At 58.0% G+C, this 15,939-nt stretch carries 20 protein-coding genes; 12 read left to right on the top strand and 8 right to left on the bottom strand.

Annotation, left to right across the window (positions count from 1 at the left end; translation table 11 throughout):
• A complete protein-coding gene (ku, locus tag QO002_RS26970) occupies positions 1–795 on the bottom strand; it encodes a non-homologous end joining protein Ku (RefSeq protein WP_307235773.1) in 795 nt (264 codons plus the stop codon).
• Positions 796–922: 127 nt separating this feature from the next.
• On the bottom strand, positions 923–1,123 hold the full coding sequence (locus QO002_RS26965; RefSeq protein WP_307235771.1) for a hypothetical protein: 201 nt from the start codon (positions 1,121–1,123) through the stop codon (positions 923–925).
• Between the two features lie 253 nt (positions 1,124–1,376).
• On the opposite strand from QO002_RS26965, the gene ligD reads away from it, so the two are divergent.
• Genes ligD through QO002_RS26950 form a run of 3 tightly spaced genes read left to right on the top strand, consistent with a single transcriptional unit; the run spans position 1,377 to position 5,414 of the window.
• Entirely contained in the window at positions 1,377–4,043 is a 2,667-nt protein-coding gene (gene ligD / locus QO002_RS26960) for a DNA ligase D (protein WP_307235769.1), read from the top strand.
• Positions 4,044–4,054: 11 nt separating this feature from the next.
• Positions 4,055–4,963, top strand: coding sequence for a hypothetical protein (locus tag QO002_RS26955; protein WP_307235767.1), 909 nt, complete (start codon positions 4,055–4,057; stop codon positions 4,961–4,963).
• On the top strand, positions 4,884–5,414 hold the full coding sequence (locus QO002_RS26950) for a DUF4334 domain-containing protein (RefSeq protein WP_307235765.1): 531 nt from the start codon (positions 4,884–4,886) through the stop codon (positions 5,412–5,414). Before QO002_RS26955 ends, QO002_RS26950 begins: the two co-directional genes overlap by 80 nt.
• A 46-nt stretch (positions 5,415–5,460) precedes the next feature.
• Here the strand turns inward: QO002_RS26950 and QO002_RS26945 are convergent, their stop codons facing one another.
• Positions 5,461–5,793, bottom strand: a complete 333-nt coding sequence (locus QO002_RS26945) for a hypothetical protein (RefSeq protein ID WP_307235763.1) — start codon at positions 5,791–5,793, stop codon at positions 5,461–5,463.
• A 43-nt stretch (positions 5,794–5,836) separates the two neighbouring features.
• Between QO002_RS26945 and QO002_RS26940 the strand changes: the two genes are divergently transcribed.
• Complete coding sequence (locus tag QO002_RS26940; protein ID WP_307235761.1) at positions 5,837–6,061, top strand: hypothetical protein; 225 nt, start codon at positions 5,837–5,839, stop codon at positions 6,059–6,061.
• Positions 6,045–6,299 (top strand): hypothetical protein, encoded by a 255-nt coding sequence (locus QO002_RS26935; protein WP_307235756.1) that lies wholly within the window; start codon positions 6,045–6,047, stop codon positions 6,297–6,299. Before QO002_RS26940 ends, QO002_RS26935 begins: the two co-directional genes overlap by 17 nt.
• Before the next feature lie 272 nt (positions 6,300–6,571).
• On the opposite strand, the gene QO002_RS26930 is transcribed toward QO002_RS26935, so the two are convergent.
• On the bottom strand, positions 6,572–6,766 hold the full coding sequence (locus QO002_RS26930) for a RidA family protein (RefSeq protein ID WP_307235754.1): 195 nt from the start codon (positions 6,764–6,766) through the stop codon (positions 6,572–6,574).
• On the opposite strand from QO002_RS26930, the gene QO002_RS26925 reads away from it, so the two are divergent.
• A complete protein-coding gene (locus tag QO002_RS26925; protein WP_307235752.1) occupies positions 6,766–7,227 on the top strand; it encodes a PfkB family carbohydrate kinase in 462 nt (153 codons plus the stop codon). The two genes, QO002_RS26930 and QO002_RS26925, sit on opposite strands and share 1 nt — an antisense overlap.
• A 34-nt stretch (positions 7,228–7,261) precedes the next feature.
• On the opposite strand, the gene pqqE is transcribed toward QO002_RS26925, so the two are convergent.
• From pqqE to pqqB, 4 genes are read right to left on the bottom strand one after another with little or no spacing between them, the layout of a single operon-like run.
• Positions 7,262–8,410, bottom strand: coding sequence for a pyrroloquinoline quinone biosynthesis protein PqqE (gene pqqE / locus QO002_RS26920; protein ID WP_307235750.1), 1,149 nt, complete (start codon positions 8,408–8,410; stop codon positions 7,262–7,264).
• Positions 8,407–8,703, bottom strand: a complete 297-nt coding sequence (gene pqqD, locus QO002_RS26915; protein ID WP_307235748.1) for a pyrroloquinoline quinone biosynthesis peptide chaperone PqqD — start codon at positions 8,701–8,703, stop codon at positions 8,407–8,409. Before pqqD ends, pqqE begins: the two co-directional genes overlap by 4 nt.
• Complete coding sequence (gene pqqC, locus QO002_RS26910) at positions 8,700–9,458, bottom strand: pyrroloquinoline-quinone synthase PqqC (protein WP_307235745.1); 759 nt, start codon at positions 9,456–9,458, stop codon at positions 8,700–8,702. The genes pqqD and pqqC overlap by 4 nt, the downstream gene beginning before the upstream one ends.
• Complete coding sequence (gene pqqB / locus QO002_RS26905; protein WP_307235743.1) at positions 9,455–10,393, bottom strand: pyrroloquinoline quinone biosynthesis protein PqqB; 939 nt, start codon at positions 10,391–10,393, stop codon at positions 9,455–9,457. The genes pqqC and pqqB overlap by 4 nt, the downstream gene beginning before the upstream one ends.
• 411 nt (positions 10,394–10,804) lie before the next feature.
• On the opposite strand from pqqB, the gene QO002_RS26900 reads away from it, so the two are divergent.
• From QO002_RS26900 to QO002_RS26875, 6 genes are read left to right on the top strand one after another with little or no spacing between them, the layout of a single operon-like run.
• On the top strand, positions 10,805–12,037 hold the full coding sequence (locus QO002_RS26900; RefSeq protein ID WP_370878604.1) for a lanthanide ABC transporter ABC transporter substrate-binding protein PedA1: 1,233 nt from the start codon (positions 10,805–10,807) through the stop codon (positions 12,035–12,037).
• A gap of 33 nt (positions 12,038–12,070) precedes the next feature.
• On the top strand, positions 12,071–13,048 hold the full coding sequence (locus tag QO002_RS26895) for a YVTN family beta-propeller repeat protein (protein ID WP_307235741.1): 978 nt from the start codon (positions 12,071–12,073) through the stop codon (positions 13,046–13,048).
• Between the two features lie 44 nt (positions 13,049–13,092).
• Positions 13,093–13,572, top strand: a complete 480-nt coding sequence (locus QO002_RS26890) for a cupredoxin domain-containing protein (protein WP_307235739.1) — start codon at positions 13,093–13,095, stop codon at positions 13,570–13,572.
• 58 nt (positions 13,573–13,630) lie between these two features.
• A complete protein-coding gene (locus QO002_RS26885; RefSeq protein ID WP_307235737.1) occupies positions 13,631–14,419 on the top strand; it encodes a lanthanide ABC transporter ATP-binding protein PedB/LutE in 789 nt (262 codons plus the stop codon).
• Positions 14,419–15,291, top strand: a complete 873-nt coding sequence (locus tag QO002_RS26880; protein ID WP_307235735.1) for a lanthanide ABC transporter permease protein PedC — start codon at positions 14,419–14,421, stop codon at positions 15,289–15,291. The genes QO002_RS26885 and QO002_RS26880 overlap by 1 nt, the downstream gene beginning before the upstream one ends.
• Positions 15,291–15,917, top strand: a complete 627-nt coding sequence (locus QO002_RS26875; protein WP_307235733.1) for a hypothetical protein — start codon at positions 15,291–15,293, stop codon at positions 15,915–15,917. The genes QO002_RS26880 and QO002_RS26875 overlap by 1 nt, the downstream gene beginning before the upstream one ends.
• The last annotated feature ends 22 nt before the right edge of the window (positions 15,918–15,939 follow it).

The following is a 15,939-nucleotide window of genomic DNA, read 5'->3' as shown; positions in this document are numbered from 1 at the left end:
CTATTTCTTCGATGCTTCAAGGCTTTTCTTAAGTGCGTCCATTATGTCGATAACATTGCTCGGCCTCTTTGTTTCCACTTTCGCTGGAGCCTTCTTCCTTGGCTTCGTTTTTTTCCGTTTCGCGATCATATCGAGGATCCGGTCCTGGACAGGATCATCGACGATCGAGGGGTCCCACGGTGTGGAGCGAGCCTCGATGAACTTTTCCATAAGCTGCATATAGCCTGACTCAGATTTCTCCGAACTTATAGAGCTGAAGAATTCCTTAGGATCCCGCACCTCATCGCCGTATCGAAGCGTCCAGAGAATGATGCCGTTATCTCGGGGCTCCAGCATCACGGCCCGCTCTCTTCGGTACATCACAAGCTTCGAAATGCCGACTACCTCACGGCTTGCCATCGCCTCGCGGATGACAGCGAAGGCCTCCTGACCGACTTTATCGGATGGTGTGAGGTAGTGCGGAGTGTCGTACCAGATCCACTCGATGTCGTCCTTGGGTACAAATGTCTCGACGTTTATCGTGCGGGTACTTTCCAGCGCGACCGCGTCGATTTCGTCGTCCTCAAGCATGACATACTCATTTTCGCCTCGCTCAAATCCTTTGACCTCATCGTCCTCATCGACCTCGCGCCCCGTAACGGAGTCGACATAGCGGCTGACTACCCGGTTTTCTGTCGCGCGGTTCAGTGTATGAAAGCGAACCTTTTCGCTCTCGGTAGTCGCCGGAACCATCGAAACTGCGCAGTTGACGAGAGAAAGCTTGAGATAGCCCTTCCAGAACGAGCGAGGTGCCATTCGATTTACTCCGTGGGAATCCTGCGGAAACGGGCGCGGCGCGGGATTGTTCCTCATTGGTAGCCGACGAGCAGGGCGCCTTCCTTGAATCAAGAATCTACCTTAACCGCAGCAGCGCGCGTAGTAGTTAATTTGTCGCCAGACGGAGTTCATCGACCAGCAACTCAAACTCGCGGCGATCATCCCCGACCAGACCTTCCACCTCCTCCTGCCAAAGGAAAGTGGCTTCCTCGGTCTCATCTTCAAGCTGCCGAACGAAGATTTGATGGCCGTCCAGTCCTACCTCCAGGTACTTTGCCGCCAGATGTTCGATGGTATCGATCTGCATTTTCGCTATCCCTTAGTATGACAATGATTCCAAACGAACAGCTCGTGGGAATTGATCATTTTGTGCGTGTCGCGCCGATTGTTTCGTTTCAAACGGACGATCAGATTGAAGGTTCCAGTTTCGGCAATGCGAGCGTTGCTCTTCAACGTTTGCAGCTTTCGCACCAATCAATTCGGCTTGGCTTCCGTTAGACGCATCTTTTGTTGAAACTGGGCGTTATGGCCAATCAACGTCGAAGGTGTCCGAGGTTCCGATGGCAGACGACAAGCTTTCCAAATACAAAGCGAAGCGCGACTTCAAGCTCACGCGGGAACCAAGTGGGTCAGGCAAACTCGTTGCTTCGAACCGTCGGCGCTTCGTGATCCAGAAGCACGATGCCACGCGATTGCACTATGACCTGCGCCTTGAGCTCGACGGTGTCTTCAAATCCTGGGCTGTGACCAAGGGCCCTTCGCTCGATCCGCATGATAAGCGTCTTGCCGTTGAGGTTGAAGATCATCCACTTGACTACGGTGATTTCGAAGGGACCATCCCGAAAGGCCAGTACGGCGGCGGCACAGTCATGCTCTGGGACCGCGGCTACTGGGAACCCGAGGGCAACCGCACGCCGGAAGAAGCTCTGGCCAAAGGCGACTTCAAGTTCACCTTGGAGGGCGACAGGCTGCATGGCAGTTTCGTCCTCGTCCGGATGCGACATGATCGCGATGGCGGCAAACGCACGAACTGGCTGTTGATCAAACATCACGATGACTTTTCGGTCGAGGAAAACGGCGCCGTGGTTCTGGAGGATAACGAAACGTCTGTTGCATCAGGACGTCCGATGGATGCGATTGCCGCCGGCAAGGGAAAAAAGCCGAAACCATTCATGATCCAAGGTGGCGACGTCGAAGCCGATGCTGTCTGGGATAGCACCCACGGGCTTGCTGCCGAGGAGCGCAAGGCAGGAACCAAGACGGCTACAAAGTCTGCGAAGCAGCACACGAAAACCAAGCGCACGAAATCCGAAATGCCAGACTTTATCGCGCCGCAGCTCTGCGAGAGTTTGGCACGCCCGCCGTCGGCAACCGGTTGGATCCACGAGATTAAGTTTGACGGATACCGCATCCAGATGCGCGTTGAAGACGGAGAAGTTTCGCTGAAGACCCGCAAGGGCCTCGACTGGACCGCAAAGTATGGAGCGATCGCAAAATCAGCGTCAGCGCTTCCCGATTGTATCATTGACGGTGAGATTTGCGCGCTCGACGAAAAAGGCGCGCCCGATTTTGCCGCACTTCAGGCGGCTCTCTCGGAAGGCAAGACAGATAATCTAACCTATTTCGCTTTCGATCTTCTGTTCGCGGGTGATGAGGATCTGCGAGCGTTGCCGTTGATCGAGCGCAAACAGAGGCTGGACGGCCTTCTGTCCGAGAGCGGCGACGATCCGCGTCTGCGATACGTCGAGCACTTCGAGACCGGCGGTGACGCGGTGCTGAAATCGGCCTGCCGCCTGTCACTCGAGGGCATCATCTCCAAACAGGCGGATGCACCCTATAAGTCCGGTCGAAGCAACACCTGGGCGAAATCGAAATGCCGGGCCGGTCACGAGGTCGTCATCGGCGCTTACGCCACGACCAACGGCAAGTTCCGATCGCTGTTGGTCGGTGTCTTCAGAGGCAACCATTTCGTCTATGTCGGCCGTGTTGGCACGGGTTACGGCGCCAAGACTGTCGAGAAGCTGCTGCCAAGGCTACGGGAGATGGAGGCAACCAAATCGCCGTTCACTGGAATTGGTGCCCCGAAGAAGTCTGCCGATATTGTCTGGCTAAAGCCGGAACTCGTCGCGGAAATCGAATTCGCGGGCTGGACGGCAGATGGCCAGGTTCGCCAGGCCGCCTTCAAAGGATTGCGTGAGGATAAGCCGGCCGAGGAGGTCGAGGCTGAGATGCCGGCCTCGCCGTCGAAGACAGACGTTTCCGATCCCGAGCCGACCACGCCAGCAAGGACGCGGCCTCGCCGACAAGGGAAAGAGGAGGTCATGGGCGTTATGATCTCCAGTCCTGACAAGCAACTATGGCCGGATGACGGTGACGGGGAGCCGGTAACAAAGGTCGAGCTTGCCCGTTACTACCAAGCAGTCGGTTCTTGGCTGATCGATCACATCAAGGGTCGGCCATGCTCGATTATTCGCACCCCGGACGGCATTGATGGTGAGCAGTTCTTCCAACGCCACGCCATGCCCGGCACATCCAACCTGCTTGAGCTGGTGACGGTATTTGGCGACAAGAAGCCGTATTTGCAAATCGATCGCGTGGAAGGACTGGCCGCGATTGCCCAGCTTGGCGGCGTCGAATTGCATCCCTGGAACTGTGAGCCTGGGCAGCCGGAGGTGCCGGGTCGACTGGTCTTCGACCTCGACCCAGGACCTGACGTCGAATTTACCACCGTCAGCGAAGCCGCTCGCGAGATCCGCGACCGGCTTGAGGAGCTTGGTCTTGTCAGTTTCTGCAAAACAACCGGCGGCAAGGGGCTCCACGTCGTGACGCCGCTTTCTATATCAAAGGGCAAAAAGCTCGGTTGGGATGAGGCGAAGGCTTTTGCCCACGACGTCTGTCGGGAGATGGCGCGGGACAATCCGGAACTCTACCTGATCAAGATGGCCAAGGCGCAGCGAGAGGGGAGGATCTTTCTCGACTACTTGCGCAACGATCGTATGTCGACGGCGGTTGCCCCGTTATCCCCCCGCGCCCGCCCAGGTGCGACCGTGTCTATGCCGCTCAACTGGAGCCAGGTGAAAGCCGGTCTCGATCCCAAGCGATTTACGATCCGCACTGTGCCAGGCCTGTTGGAGAAAAGCACCGCTTGGCAGGATTACGGCGACGGTCAGCGGCCATTGGAGCAGGCGATAAAACGCTTGAGCAAAGCCAAAAACAGGGCTGCGTAGAGGCGGAGACTATGGAGAAGGCAGACCAGGAAATACCTTCGACTGTCGTCGGAGCGACAACCGACCTTCCGCACGACCGGATGACTGTCGAGCGGTTCCGGGCGACCTTTCCCCGTGCCAGATGGAACGACGACCTAAAAGCGTGGTTCGTTCCCGGCCAAACGGCGCAGAAACGCATTGGACGCTGGCTTGCCGAGATGGAGGCGGAGGCTGATGCGTTTGCCGACGAGAAGGGCAGGGATGCCTTTGCCTTCGATCCAATTGAAAGCCGTTATCTCAAGGCTGCGGCTGCGACATTGCAGATCCGCACGCCCTTTTCAAAGACTCTTGTCCACGAGATACGGGAGATCCCTTACGCACGATGGGACGCCGATCGGCGGCTGTGGACGGTGCCATATCGCTCCTTCGAGGATTTGCGTCGGCGCTGGCCAAAGATTGAGGCTGCAGCCGAGCGAGGTGAACCGGAAGCCAGGAAAGCACGGCAAGCCGCGATCAAAGGGACAGACGAAGATGCCGCCTCCAAGGCAAAAGCCAGAGAAAGGCGGCGGAAGCGATACCCGGTTCCTGTGAATAATGTTCCGCCCTTCGATCACGCGATCGGCACGCACATCGGTATTGTGTTCTTCATCGGCACGGATGGAGAGCTCGCAGACGCGGAAACTGTCCGCGCCTTCTACTTCGATACCGAGAATGATGATGTTTACACCTGGGCATCATGGAGGCAGGGCTCGCTCGAGGAATTGGTGACGACCTGGCCGGCGCGACTGCCGCCATGTGACACGGAACGCAAACGTGGCTGGTGGATACCAACTCTTGATGCGTTGCGCGACGCCCGTCGAGATGCAAGATCGAAGAGGAAGTCCAGACAACGGCGGGACGGAGCAACGTCATCCGGTGAACGATCAACAGACGGTCCTTGAACAGTTTTGCCGCCTCCCATCGGTGGAACCGGCAGCCTTGATCGGCCTCTGGAAAGGACGAGGCATTCCGTCTGATCATCCGTTTGACGGCGTGCTTGAAAACCTCGGTTGGTTCGGCAAGCGGTTCACTGCGGATCTTCGGGCAGACGCCTTGCTGTTTCGCTCTGGCGAAAAGCCGCTCGTCGCGATCGATCCGGCGAAAATTCCTCTTCGTCTGGCATTGCGTTTTTCCAGCCTTGGCAGGCTAGCTGTCCCGCGCCATCTGTTCTCATATCTTCAGCGTGGCCTCTGCGCGCGAGGTCAAGTGTCCTCTTCGCGCACTGTTTCCTTCGAAGGCGTTTTGAGCGCTGCCATGATTTATGACGACCAGCCGATTGTTGATCATTTCCGGCGCATCGATGACAAGCGTATCATGGGTGCGATGACTATCAGGGGCACATCGATACGCTGAAGGTGAAAAGCCGGAATTTCCAAATATCAACTGGCGGTGATCTAGCTTAGAGCCAATTTCGTTTGCCTCTGGAGAACCTTGATAGCTCGTTTACCAGGCGCAGATTGTTCCCAGGGTCGAGCCGATGATAGAGCGCCGAACAGGCGAGCGCGATGTGGCGCGGGATCGAGCCAGTAAGGCAATGGGCCATCTGTTGATCCGTTATGCCGAGTAGCCGTGCGCCAGTTTCGGCATCCATGATCATCATCTTCAACCAAGCTTCCATCAAGACACCTTCACGCAACCAGACAGAAAGATCTTCAATAATTTGGTTGTATTTTCGATAGAACGCAATTCGTTTCGATGTTGGCTTACCTGCCGCATTCGACTGGGAACTCACGGCGAGTAAGACCGTTTCCCATTGACAACAGAGGGAACACATCATGACGAACGATCTCATTAGTCCGGCCGATGATCTGCACGAAATTGTCGAGCGGAAACTCGTGGCCCTTGTCAGCGAAATGGAAAATGCAGACTGGAACGCCCTTGATGTCGCGCATGCAATCAACAACATCATTCAAAGCAAGTGGCTCCATCAGGCGGAGCGTCTTCAAGCAGCCCAGGATGCTTTGTCGGAAAATTTCGTGTCGGATGGAAATGAAGGTTAGCAGCACCGCCGTTGCCACAAGGGAAAATCTGATGATTGCTACGTTTCAGGTCATTGCTCTGAGTTCACTCGATCCACAGGGTGAGGATACCCGCGACGAGCCAAGGCTCAATTTCGCTGATGCTGTAATGGCTGCGCAGGAGTTGAAGGCGCAGGGGAAGGCGTTTCGTGTTGTTGTGGATGGCGAGAAAAGCGATCAACAAATGCAGACTTTCCGCGACCTCGGTGCACTTTCGTAATCAGTACAGTTTGTGTCGTGGCCATCTTCGCCATTCAAGATTTGTAATGACGGTTATGGGCCTGATGCCGAACAGTGTCGGTGGTTCGTTTCCCTTCAAGGCGAGCACCTTGGCATGATGGCTGCTCGCCCGATGAGATCGCCCTTTGGTATCAAGATTCCCCATAAAATATTTACTCGAAGCTGCGCTCTTGGCGAAGACCGGCACAATACCAGAACAAGCCCGCCAGCTCGTCACAAGATACTGTATAGCGACAACTTTTCACCACACCCCTAAACTACCGCCGTTGCCATGATCTCCAGGCGAATGTCGGTCGAGAGCAGGTCCACGACCACGGTGGCCGGTACGGGGTAGGGCGCGCGGAAGAATTCGCGGTAGACGCGGTTGAAGCCGGCTGCATCCGTCTTGTCGATCAGATAGGCCTGAATCTGCACCACGTCGGAAAGGCTGCGGCCCGCAGCATGCATTGCCTGTTCGGATCAAAGATAAACCTGCGGAGATTGAGGACGTCTTTCGCGGCTGGCATGCCCATGACCGGGTCGGACTGCTAATCGATGCCTGCGAACGTGCTGCGCGGGTCGTACTCGAAGAAGGCGCGATGAAGCTGGTCGTCGTGCACTGCCCATCCTCCGCACTGGTCTTGACCCGCGATGGCGAAAGGACGGTCCTGCCTTCGATCGCGATCCCGGAATCGGAAATCATGGGCGCAAACGGTGCCGGCGATGCGTTTGCCGCGGGCATGCTTTACGGCATTCACGAAAGCTGGAGTACAGAGGACAGCCTGCGCATTGACCACGGCTGTGCGGCTGTTTCGCTTCGCAGCGTTTCGACCACTGGCGCGATCGTTTCCTGGCGGGAGTGCCTGGAGTTAGCTCAACGCTGGGGTTCGCGAGCGTTCCCGCCGAGCGTTTCCGTGGTTCGGGGTTAGAGCCTTTCAGGGGCCCGACTTAAATCTCAGCATGTCACGGTAGGAGATCGGCGATCACAGCAGGGGCGACATGCTCGGGGCCGGATGCGCGACCACCGATGCGCCGGTATTGAAAATCGGAACTGTCAGCGACGGTTGTGGCTTCTTCGATCAGGGTCGCCATCCGGGCGTGGACAGGCGATTTGATGCAGGCGGGATCGGTGGCGTGCGGGCTGCCGGCGATGGCCATGGCCTGGCAGCGGCATCCGCCCCAATCGATCTCCTTCCGATCACAACTCTTGCATGGTTCGAGCATCCAGTCCGTGCCGCGAAAGGCGTTGAATGCCGGGGAATGATGCCAGATTGCGGCGAGGTCTTTCTCTCCAAAGCGTTCGAAAGCCAGGTTCGGGATTGTCCTTGCTGCGTGGCAAGGAAGAACGGATCCGTCCGGCGCAACCACAAATGCGTCGCGGGCCCATCCTCCCATGCAGGGTTTAGGATAGATCGCAAAATAGTCGGGCGTGACGAAATCGATGGTGAGAATACCGTATAGCTTCTCCTGGGCCTGGCGGACCACCTCCACCTGGCGCTCTACCGCCGCGCGGTCGGGCATCAGGGCGTTGCGGTTGAGAAGCGCCCAACCGGCATACTGCACGTTGGCGATCTCCAGTCTCTCTGCGCCAAGCTCCAGGGCAAGGTCGATAAAGGCAGGTACCTCCTGGATATTGTGGCGATGGATAGGAGCGTTGATGGTCAGCGGCAGGCGGGCTGCCCGCACGCGACCCGCGGTCTCGACTTTCTTCTCATGGGCGCCGCGATGATTGCCGATTTTTTCCGTGGTTACGGCGAAAGCACCCTGGAAGCTGATCTGTACGTGATTTAATCCGGCCTCGGCCAACGCATCGATACGCCCTTCGGGAATCCCGACGCCGGCGGTGATGAGGTTGGTATAGACGCCACGGTCCGCAAGCCGGCCGACCAGTACTTCGAGGTCCGTCCGCAGCGTCGGTTCGCCGCCGGAAAGGTGGATTTGCAGGACACCGAGATCGGCCGCCTGGTCAAATAGGGCAAGCCAGCTCTCCGTCGTCATTTCGCGGTTTGCCTTCAGAAGCTCGACCGGGTTCGAGCAATAGGGGCATTGCAGAGGACATCGATGCGTGAGTTCGGCCAGCATGCCGATCGGCGGAAGCAGGGGGCCGCTCATAGCGCCACCAGAAATCGATCGGACCATTCCTGCAGAAAGGCTTCCACGTCGGCTTCCATTTCGTCATGAGGCGCGTCGTATCGTACAGCAAGGTCCTCCAGGATCTGCGTCACCGAATGTCTGCCGTCGCATAGCCTCAGAATGTCGAGGCTGACCTCATCCGGCCAGAAGACCTTCTCAGGGGAAAGCACAGCCCAAGCCTGCCGGACTGGATCGTATTGCAGGCGAACATGCGGCTTCAGGACCGGGGCAGATCCAGATGAAAGCATGGTGCGTGTGCGTTCTTGCCTCATGGTGATCGCTTCGGGTCGAAGGCGCCTGGCGGAATGTGGCCGTGATCGCCATACGCCTGTTCCAAGGCATCCAGCATAGCCCAGAGCACGTCGCATTTGAAGACGAGCGCGTCGATCACCGCCTGTTGTCTTTCGGGCGTGTCGGCATGCCGGACAACATAGGACAGGGCGAAATCCGCATCGCGCGATGCCTGCGCGGGGCGGGGGCGGAAATATTCGAGAATATCCTCGGTCACGTAGTCGTATTTCGCAAGCATTGCCGGCACGCGCTCGCTGATGATCATGGGCGAGAAAAGCTCGGTGAGCGAGGAGGCAACCGCCTCCAGCAGGCTTCTGTTGGTGCAGAAGGAAAGATAGGCGCCAACGGCAAACCGTGTAGCAGGCAGCGCGCCTCGCTCGCTGACCACCAGTTCGGGGGCAAGCCCAAGACCCGTTGCAAGCTTAAGCCAACGGGCAATTCCTCCGTTCCATCCGTCGCTGCCGTCGTGATCCTCGATCCGCTTTCGCCACTCCGCGCGAAAGGCGGGGTCCTCGGCACGCGCCAGGATCATCGCATCCTTGCGCGGAATAACGGCCTGGTAGCAGTAGCGGTTTAATGCCCAGGCCTGCAATTGCTCCTTCGAGAGCGAGCCGGAGGTCATCATGCGGTGGAGAGGATGGCGATTATGATAACGGGAAGCGCCGATGTCGCGCAGGACCGTCTCCAGCGTATCGGGAGCAAGCCCACCTTGTGCTGCGTCTGCATACTCGTTCACAACTGGATCTCCATGCCGTCATAGCCGATCTCCCAGCCGTTCTGCCTCACCGCCGCTGCTTCTGGCGATTGCTCGTCCAGGATGGGATTGGTGTTATTGATATGAACATAGATATTGCGCCTGATCGCGAGGTCGGCCAGCGATGCCATCGAACCGTCGGGGCCGGAGATGTGCAGGTGTCCCATCCGCTTGCCCGTCTTGAAACCGACGCCTGACGTGATCATTTCATCGTCGGTATAGACTGTCCCATCGAAGAGAAGGCATGGGGCCTGGCGCAGCCGCGCTTTCAGCCCTTTGTCGATGTGGGCGCAGCCGGGAATGTAGAAAAGGGCGACCCCGCCGGTCTCCGACGTGATCTTCAGGCCGATCGTATCACCTTCTTCCGTCCCGAAGCCGCTGTCGGCCTTCGTCTCGTCCTCCAGGAAAAGAGCGATCTTGGCCGGAACCGGGAAAGCTTCGACGGTGATCCCCGTGGGCTCCCGTCGCCAGTTGAGAACAGGTGAAACTCTGTTGATGGCAAGCTCGCGGCGCTCGACCAATGCGGGATCGATCACGTTGAAGATCGCGTTCTTTTCCAGCACGGCAAGCACGCGACCGGTGGCATAGATGACGAAGCGCTCTCGTTCCCGCAGACTCAGGAGACCGGCGATGTGATCCACATCGGCGTTTGTCAGAATCACGGCGGAGATCGGACTGGAGCGTAAGGGACCGCTTTCGGAAGGTTGCAGTTCCGGTGTGGCGGCTATCTGTTCGCGAATATCGGGAGACGCATTGAAAAGGATCCAGTCCGTTCCGTTGGCGCTTGCGGCTAGGCTTGACTGGGTTCTCGGACGGACGGTTGACACGCCCTTTCGCGCTGCCCGGCTCAAATGGAAATTACAGTTCCATTGAGGAAAGCCGCCTCCGGCGGCTGATCCCACAATCTTCACGCGCATGGTACGTTTCCCCCGCCGAAGCGTACCGCACGCCGCGGCCCTTGAGTGTGTCCGAGGGGTGCCTCATCCGGGGTCCGGATGAGGCGGTACAGGCGGATTATTTTTTTGCAGGTAGCTGAGCCGGAAAGTAACGTGACATTTCCATCCCAACGGCAACAGTGCACATAGCCGGTTTCGTCCACGTCTTCTTCATAAGTTCCTCCTCACAAAGGGCCATCTCGGCCATCCCCATCATACGCGCAATTGCGCCGTATCCAACCCCCGGGATGTTCATAAATTCTTGGCCGCCACACTCTTATTTTCGGTTGTAATCCAGTGTTTCTGAGCTAAGGTGCCCACGGCACCGATAATTTTGACGTATCCGATCAGCGTCGGAGATGGACGTTTTTTGTCGAATATGTGGGATATGCGGTGCGCTTTTTCCTGTTCTTGTTCATTCCAGCCTGTCTCGTGGCGTTGCCCTTCTCAGGGGTCTCTGCCCAGGAAACTTCCCAGCCGGCCAAGCCGGCGCGGGCTGAACAACACGTCTCGGAAATCAGAATCGGGTATCTTCGAGCCTATGCTCCTGAGCTGGCGCTCTCCGTCCTGGATGTGCCGCCCCGTGATGACGGGATTGCCGGCGCAAACACCGCCATTGGCGACAATAACACCACGGGGACCTTCCTAAATCAGCGCTTTACGCTTGACGTGATTGAGGTGAAGCCGAATTCGGATGTCGTTCCCGCCTTCAACGACATGGTATCCAAGGGCGCCCGTTACCTGCTGGCGGATCTCTCGGCCGCACAGCTTCTGTCAATCGCCGATCTTGCCCGCGACCGGGATGTGCTGATCTTCAATGTTGGCGCTACCGACGACAGCTTGCGCGAAGAGGAATGCAGGGCCAACATCTTCCACACCGCACCCACCCGCTCGATGTTGGCTGACGGTCTTGCGCAGTACCTCATTTGGAAACAGTGGCGTCGGTGGGCGTTGGTATACGGTTCCCATGAGGGCGACCGGCTTTTTGCCGATGCGCTCCGCCGTGCCGCCACGCGTTTCGGTGGCGAGATCGTTGCCGAAAAGGAGTTCAAGGACACCGGCTCAGCGCGGCGGACGGATTCCGGCATCGTCCAGATTCAGCGGCAAATGCCTGTCTTCACGCAGGACCTTCCAGAGTATGATGTGCTGCTTGTCGCGGACGAAAGCGAAGTCTTCGGGACCTACCTGCCGTTCCGGACCTGGATCCCGCGACCCGTGGCGGGATCCGCCGGTCTTGTTCCCTCCGCATGGCACCCGGCCAGCGAGCAATGGGGTGGCACGCAAATCCAGAACCGTTTCCTCAAGGCCAATGGCAGGCGGATGCTGTCAAAGGATATGGCGGCCTGGACGGCTGCAAGAATAGTCGGGGAGGCTGCCACCCGGACCCATAGCGCGGACCCCGGCAAGATCGCCGCCTTCATCCGTTCGGATGATTTTTCCATCGCGGCGTTCAAAGGGCAGAAGTTGACCTTCCGGAAATGGAACTGGCAGTTGCGCCAGCCGATTTTCCTGGGCGATGGCCGCTCGGTCGTATCGACGTCGCCGCAGGAAGGATTCCTTCACCAGGTGTCCGAGCTGGATACTCTGGGCGTCGATCAGCCTGAGACGAAATGCGTACTGAAATAGCTTGGCCGAGCCAGACAAAATAGGAGAAGCCGGATGCGACGAGGATTGTTTGTTCTATTGGCCGGTTTTGCCGCAACCGGGTTGCAGCCAACTCCCGCCGCAGCATACATGGTCTACGTCTCCAACGAGAAGGACAATACGGTAACGGTGGTCGATTCGGACACGAAGGAGGTCGTCCGCACCATCGAAGTCGGCCAGCGGCCGCGCGGCATAACGATCTCCCACGACGGCAAGTTCGTCTATCTGTGTGCGAGTGACGACGACACGATCGAGATCATCGACACCGCAACCCACGCGATCGTTGGGTCGCTGCCATCGGGACCTGATCCTGAATTGTTCGTGCTCTCGCCGGATGGAACAACGCTCTACGTCGCCAACGAGGACGACAATCTCGTGACCGTCATAGATCTGGAAAGCAAGCACGTGAAGGCGGAGGTGCCGGTTGGCGTCGAGCCCGAAGGTATGGGGATCAGCCCGGACGGGAAATCTCTGGTCAATACCTCAGAGACCACCAACATGGCCCATTTCATCGACACGGCGACCAACGAGATAACTGACAATGTGCTCGTGGATTCCCGCCCTCGGTTCGCCGAGTTCAAGCCCGACAATTCTGAAATATGGGTCAGTGCCGAGATCGGCGGTACCGTTACGGTGATCGACAACGCGACGCGCGAAGTGAAGCACAAGATCACGTTCGCGATCCCCGGTCTGCGGGCGGAAGCGATCCAGCCGGTTGGAATTCGCATCACCGCGGACGGCAAGAAGGCTTATATCGCGTTGGGGCCAGCCAATCGGGTGGCGGTGGTCAATGCAGAGAGCTACGAAGTCGAAAGTTATGTTCTTGTCGGCCAGCGCGTCTGGCAACTTGCATTTACGCCCGACCAGAAGACGATCATCAGCACCAATGGTGTTTCCAACGACATCACCTTCATTGATGTTGCAACCGACGAACCAGTCCAGTCGGTAACAGTTGGTGCCATGCCTTGGGGAGTTGTGGTGTCTCCAAATTGAGGGCTCGGGCAAGAGAATTTTGAAACCATAGGGAGGTGAGTAGCATGCATGGATGTAGGTCTCTGGTATTTGCAATTCTCGTTGGATCGCCGCTGTTTGTAAGCCCTGGTTTTGCTCAGCAGGCGGACGACGATGACGGTGACCCCGCCCCCGCCGCCGTTGCCGAGCAGGTCGCACGCGCCAGCAAGGACGTGCCCGAATTGATGCTCGGATCCGCCGAAGACAGTTTTACGGTCAACCAGAAAGACTTCAAGCTGATCGCCGGGCAGGGTTACCGCTGGAAGATTACCTCGGCGGCAGGGCTTGAGTACAAGTTTGCCACCGACCTGTTTCGTAATGTCTGGATGAACCAGATCGTCATCAACGATCTTGAAGTCCATATGAACGGCGCGCCGGCCTGGCTCGAATTCGATTCAGAAGGCACGATACAAGTGCAGTTCACGACGGTCCGCCCAGGTGTCTACACGTGGTCGGTCCCCGATCTTGCCGACAAGGGCATGAAGGGCACGATCACGATCAAATAGAACCCGGAAATGGGCTGGAATATCGGTAATCTTAGCGATCTTGGGAGGACAGGACGCCATGCAGCATGTGAAATCCGAAGAGGGAATGCGCCTGCCGGCAGCACTTGACGTGGCGGGTGTCAGTCACGCCTATGGCCGTAAACAGGCCTTGTCCGAGGTCTCGTTTTCGGTTGCTGCGGGCCGGTTTACAGTGCTGCTCGGCCTCAACGGCGCCGGCAAGACCACGCTGTTTTCGTTGATCAGTCATCTCTACGGCATGCGCCATGGCTCGATCCGCATCTTCGGCAACGATATCGGCCGCGCGCCTGGTGAAGCGCTGCGTCGCCTGGGCATCGTTTTCCAGGCGCGCACGCTCGATCTCGACCTCAGTGTCTACCAGAACCTGTCCTACCATGCCGCGCTGCATGGTATCGGCCGTGCCGCCGCCCGTGCCCGCATCGAAACGCTGCTCGCGCAGGTCGACATGTCCGACCGTGTGCACGACAAGGCCCGCGGTCTTTCAGGCGGCCAGATGCGGCGGATTGAGATTGCCCGGGCGCTGCTGCATCGGCCGCCAATGCTTCTGCTCGACGAGGCAACAGTCGGGCTGGACATCCAGTCGCGCGCAGAAATCCTGGCGATCATTCGCAAGCTGGTGGTCACCGACGGTATCGGCGTTCTCTGGGCCACCCACTTGATCGATGAAGTCGGTGACAGCGATCATGTCGTCATTCTGGACAAAGGCAGGGTCCTTGCAAATGACAGGGTGGACGAGGTCGTCCGTTCAGCGGGGGCAACCAGCATCCGCGAGGCATTTGCCGCATTGGTCGGGCTGGCTCCGGTCTCCGCCGGGAAGGGGACGGCGTGATGGGGCACCATGCGCAGGCGACCGTTCAGGCCCCGCTGGCCGGATCGCTACCTGGTTTCAGATTCCACCAATATCTCGTCTGCCTCGGAGGAATCCTTGTCCGCGAGGGGCTTCGCTTCCTCAACCAGCGCGAACGTTTTATCTCCTCGCTGGTCCGGCCGCTTCTGTGGCTTTTCGTCTTTGCCGCGGGATTTCGCCAGGTTCTCGGCGTTTCCATCATCCCGCCCTATAAGACCTATGTGTTGTACGAGGTGTACATCACGCCAGGCCTGTGCGGCATGATCCTGTTGTTCAGTGGCATGCAGTCGTCGCTCTCCATGGTCTATGACAGGGAAATGGGGAATATGCGGACACTTCTTGTCAGCCCGTTTCCGCGCTGGTTCCTGCTGGTTTCAAAATTGCTCGCCGGTGTGGCGATCTCTATCCTCCAGGTCTATGTCTTCTTAGCTGTTGCGTGGTTCTGGGGCGTCAGGCCGTCATTTGCAGGCTACCTCATGGCGATGCCCGCATTGTTTTTGTCGGGATTGATGCTGTGCGCCCTCGGCCTGCTGCTGTCCTCGATAATCAAGCAACTGGAGAATTTCGCGGGGATCATGAATTTCGTGATCTTCCCAATGTATTTTGCCTCTTCGGCTCTTTACCCGCTCTGGCGTATCCAGGAATCGAGCCCGTTGCTCCACAAGATCTGTCTTGCCAATCCGTTTACCTACGCGGTGGAACTTGTCCGATTTGCTCTGTACGGGCAGATCGACTGGGAATCTCTGGCGGTGGTCGTGGCGTGTGCCATGCTGTTTCTTGGCGGTGCAATTCTCGCCTACGATCCCTCCAGCGGTTTGCTCGGCCGCAGGCAAGATCCCGGAGGAAATGCCTGATGAGATGGACAGCCCTTTTCATTGTCGCTCTGACGATCACGGCCAATCTTGGCGGCCCGATGCTTGCCGCACAGGGTGACGACCCCAATTGGCCATGCATCCAGCGCAAGGTGCCGGAGCTGTCGCTTGGTCAGATATGGAATGGCCCCGCGCTGCCTGAAGCGGCCGCTGACTGGGCGAAGGATGCCACGCTCCATGCGCTGGTCCCGGAGCTGGCGGCCCGTCGCCTGCCGTTGCCGGAGGCGCAGCAGAAAATCCGTTTGTTTGCGGCGACCCTGTCGGAAGGCGAGCGGAAAGAGCGCATGGCGATGCTGGTCGAGGGATTGTTCGATCATATGAATGGCGAGCGCTCGCAGGTCATTTCCGGTATCGGCCGCTACGCCCGCGGCCAGAGGGACATGGCGGCGTTTCTCAGGCACGAGGCTTCAGAGGTGGATGCATTGCGAGCCAAGCCAGATGCTGATCAGCTTGCTCTTGATCGGCGCAACGAAACCCTGATTTTTCGCACGCGCATCTTCCAGGAACGGGCTCAATCCCTGACGTATGTCTGTGAAGTGCCGACGCTCATCGAGCAGCGCCTCTATGCGCTGGTTCGGACGATCACAGAAGTTCTGGAAGCAAAGTAGGCTCGACGACCCACTCGGTGGT

The organism is Pararhizobium capsulatum DSM 1112 (assembly GCF_030814475.1).
In the GTDB taxonomy this organism is placed as follows: domain Bacteria; phylum Pseudomonadota; class Alphaproteobacteria; order Rhizobiales; family Rhizobiaceae; genus Pararhizobium; species Pararhizobium capsulatum.
This window is presented reverse-complemented; position numbering and strand designations above follow the sequence as displayed.

Excerpts from the sequence above, each read along its gene's own strand:
- ku (WP_307235773.1), bottom strand. The coding sequence starts at position 795 with ATGGCACCTCGCTCGTTCTGGAAGGGCTATCTCAAGCTTTCTCTCGTC.
- QO002_RS26965 (WP_307235771.1), bottom strand. The coding sequence starts at position 1,123 with ATGCAGATCGATACCATCGAACATCTGGCGGCAAAGTACCTGGAGGTA.
- ligD (WP_307235769.1), top strand. The coding sequence starts at position 1,377 with ATGGCAGACGACAAGCTTTCCAAATACAAAGCGAAGCGCGACTTCAAG.
- QO002_RS26955 (WP_307235767.1), top strand. The coding sequence starts at position 4,055 with ATGGAGAAGGCAGACCAGGAAATACCTTCGACTGTCGTCGGAGCGACA.
- QO002_RS26950 (WP_307235765.1), top strand. The coding sequence starts at position 4,884 with ATGCAAGATCGAAGAGGAAGTCCAGACAACGGCGGGACGGAGCAACGT.
- QO002_RS26940 (WP_307235761.1), top strand. The coding sequence starts at position 5,837 with ATGACGAACGATCTCATTAGTCCGGCCGATGATCTGCACGAAATTGTC.
- QO002_RS26935 (WP_307235756.1), top strand. The coding sequence starts at position 6,045 with ATGGAAATGAAGGTTAGCAGCACCGCCGTTGCCACAAGGGAAAATCTG.
- QO002_RS26930 (WP_307235754.1), bottom strand. The coding sequence starts at position 6,766 with ATGCATGCTGCGGGCCGCAGCCTTTCCGACGTGGTGCAGATTCAGGCC.
- pqqE (WP_307235750.1), bottom strand. The coding sequence starts at position 8,410 with ATGAGCGGCCCCCTGCTTCCGCCGATCGGCATGCTGGCCGAACTCACG.
- pqqD (WP_307235748.1), bottom strand. The coding sequence starts at position 8,703 with ATGAGGCAAGAACGCACACGCACCATGCTTTCATCTGGATCTGCCCCG.
- pqqB (WP_307235743.1), bottom strand. The coding sequence starts at position 10,393 with ATGCGCGTGAAGATTGTGGGATCAGCCGCCGGAGGCGGCTTTCCTCAA.
- QO002_RS26895 (WP_307235741.1), top strand. The coding sequence starts at position 12,071 with ATGCGACGAGGATTGTTTGTTCTATTGGCCGGTTTTGCCGCAACCGGG.
- QO002_RS26890 (WP_307235739.1), top strand. The coding sequence starts at position 13,093 with ATGCATGGATGTAGGTCTCTGGTATTTGCAATTCTCGTTGGATCGCCG.
- QO002_RS26885 (WP_307235737.1), top strand. The coding sequence starts at position 13,631 with ATGCAGCATGTGAAATCCGAAGAGGGAATGCGCCTGCCGGCAGCACTT.
- QO002_RS26880 (WP_307235735.1), top strand. The coding sequence starts at position 14,419 with ATGGGGCACCATGCGCAGGCGACCGTTCAGGCCCCGCTGGCCGGATCG.
- QO002_RS26875 (WP_307235733.1), top strand. The coding sequence starts at position 15,291 with ATGAGATGGACAGCCCTTTTCATTGTCGCTCTGACGATCACGGCCAAT.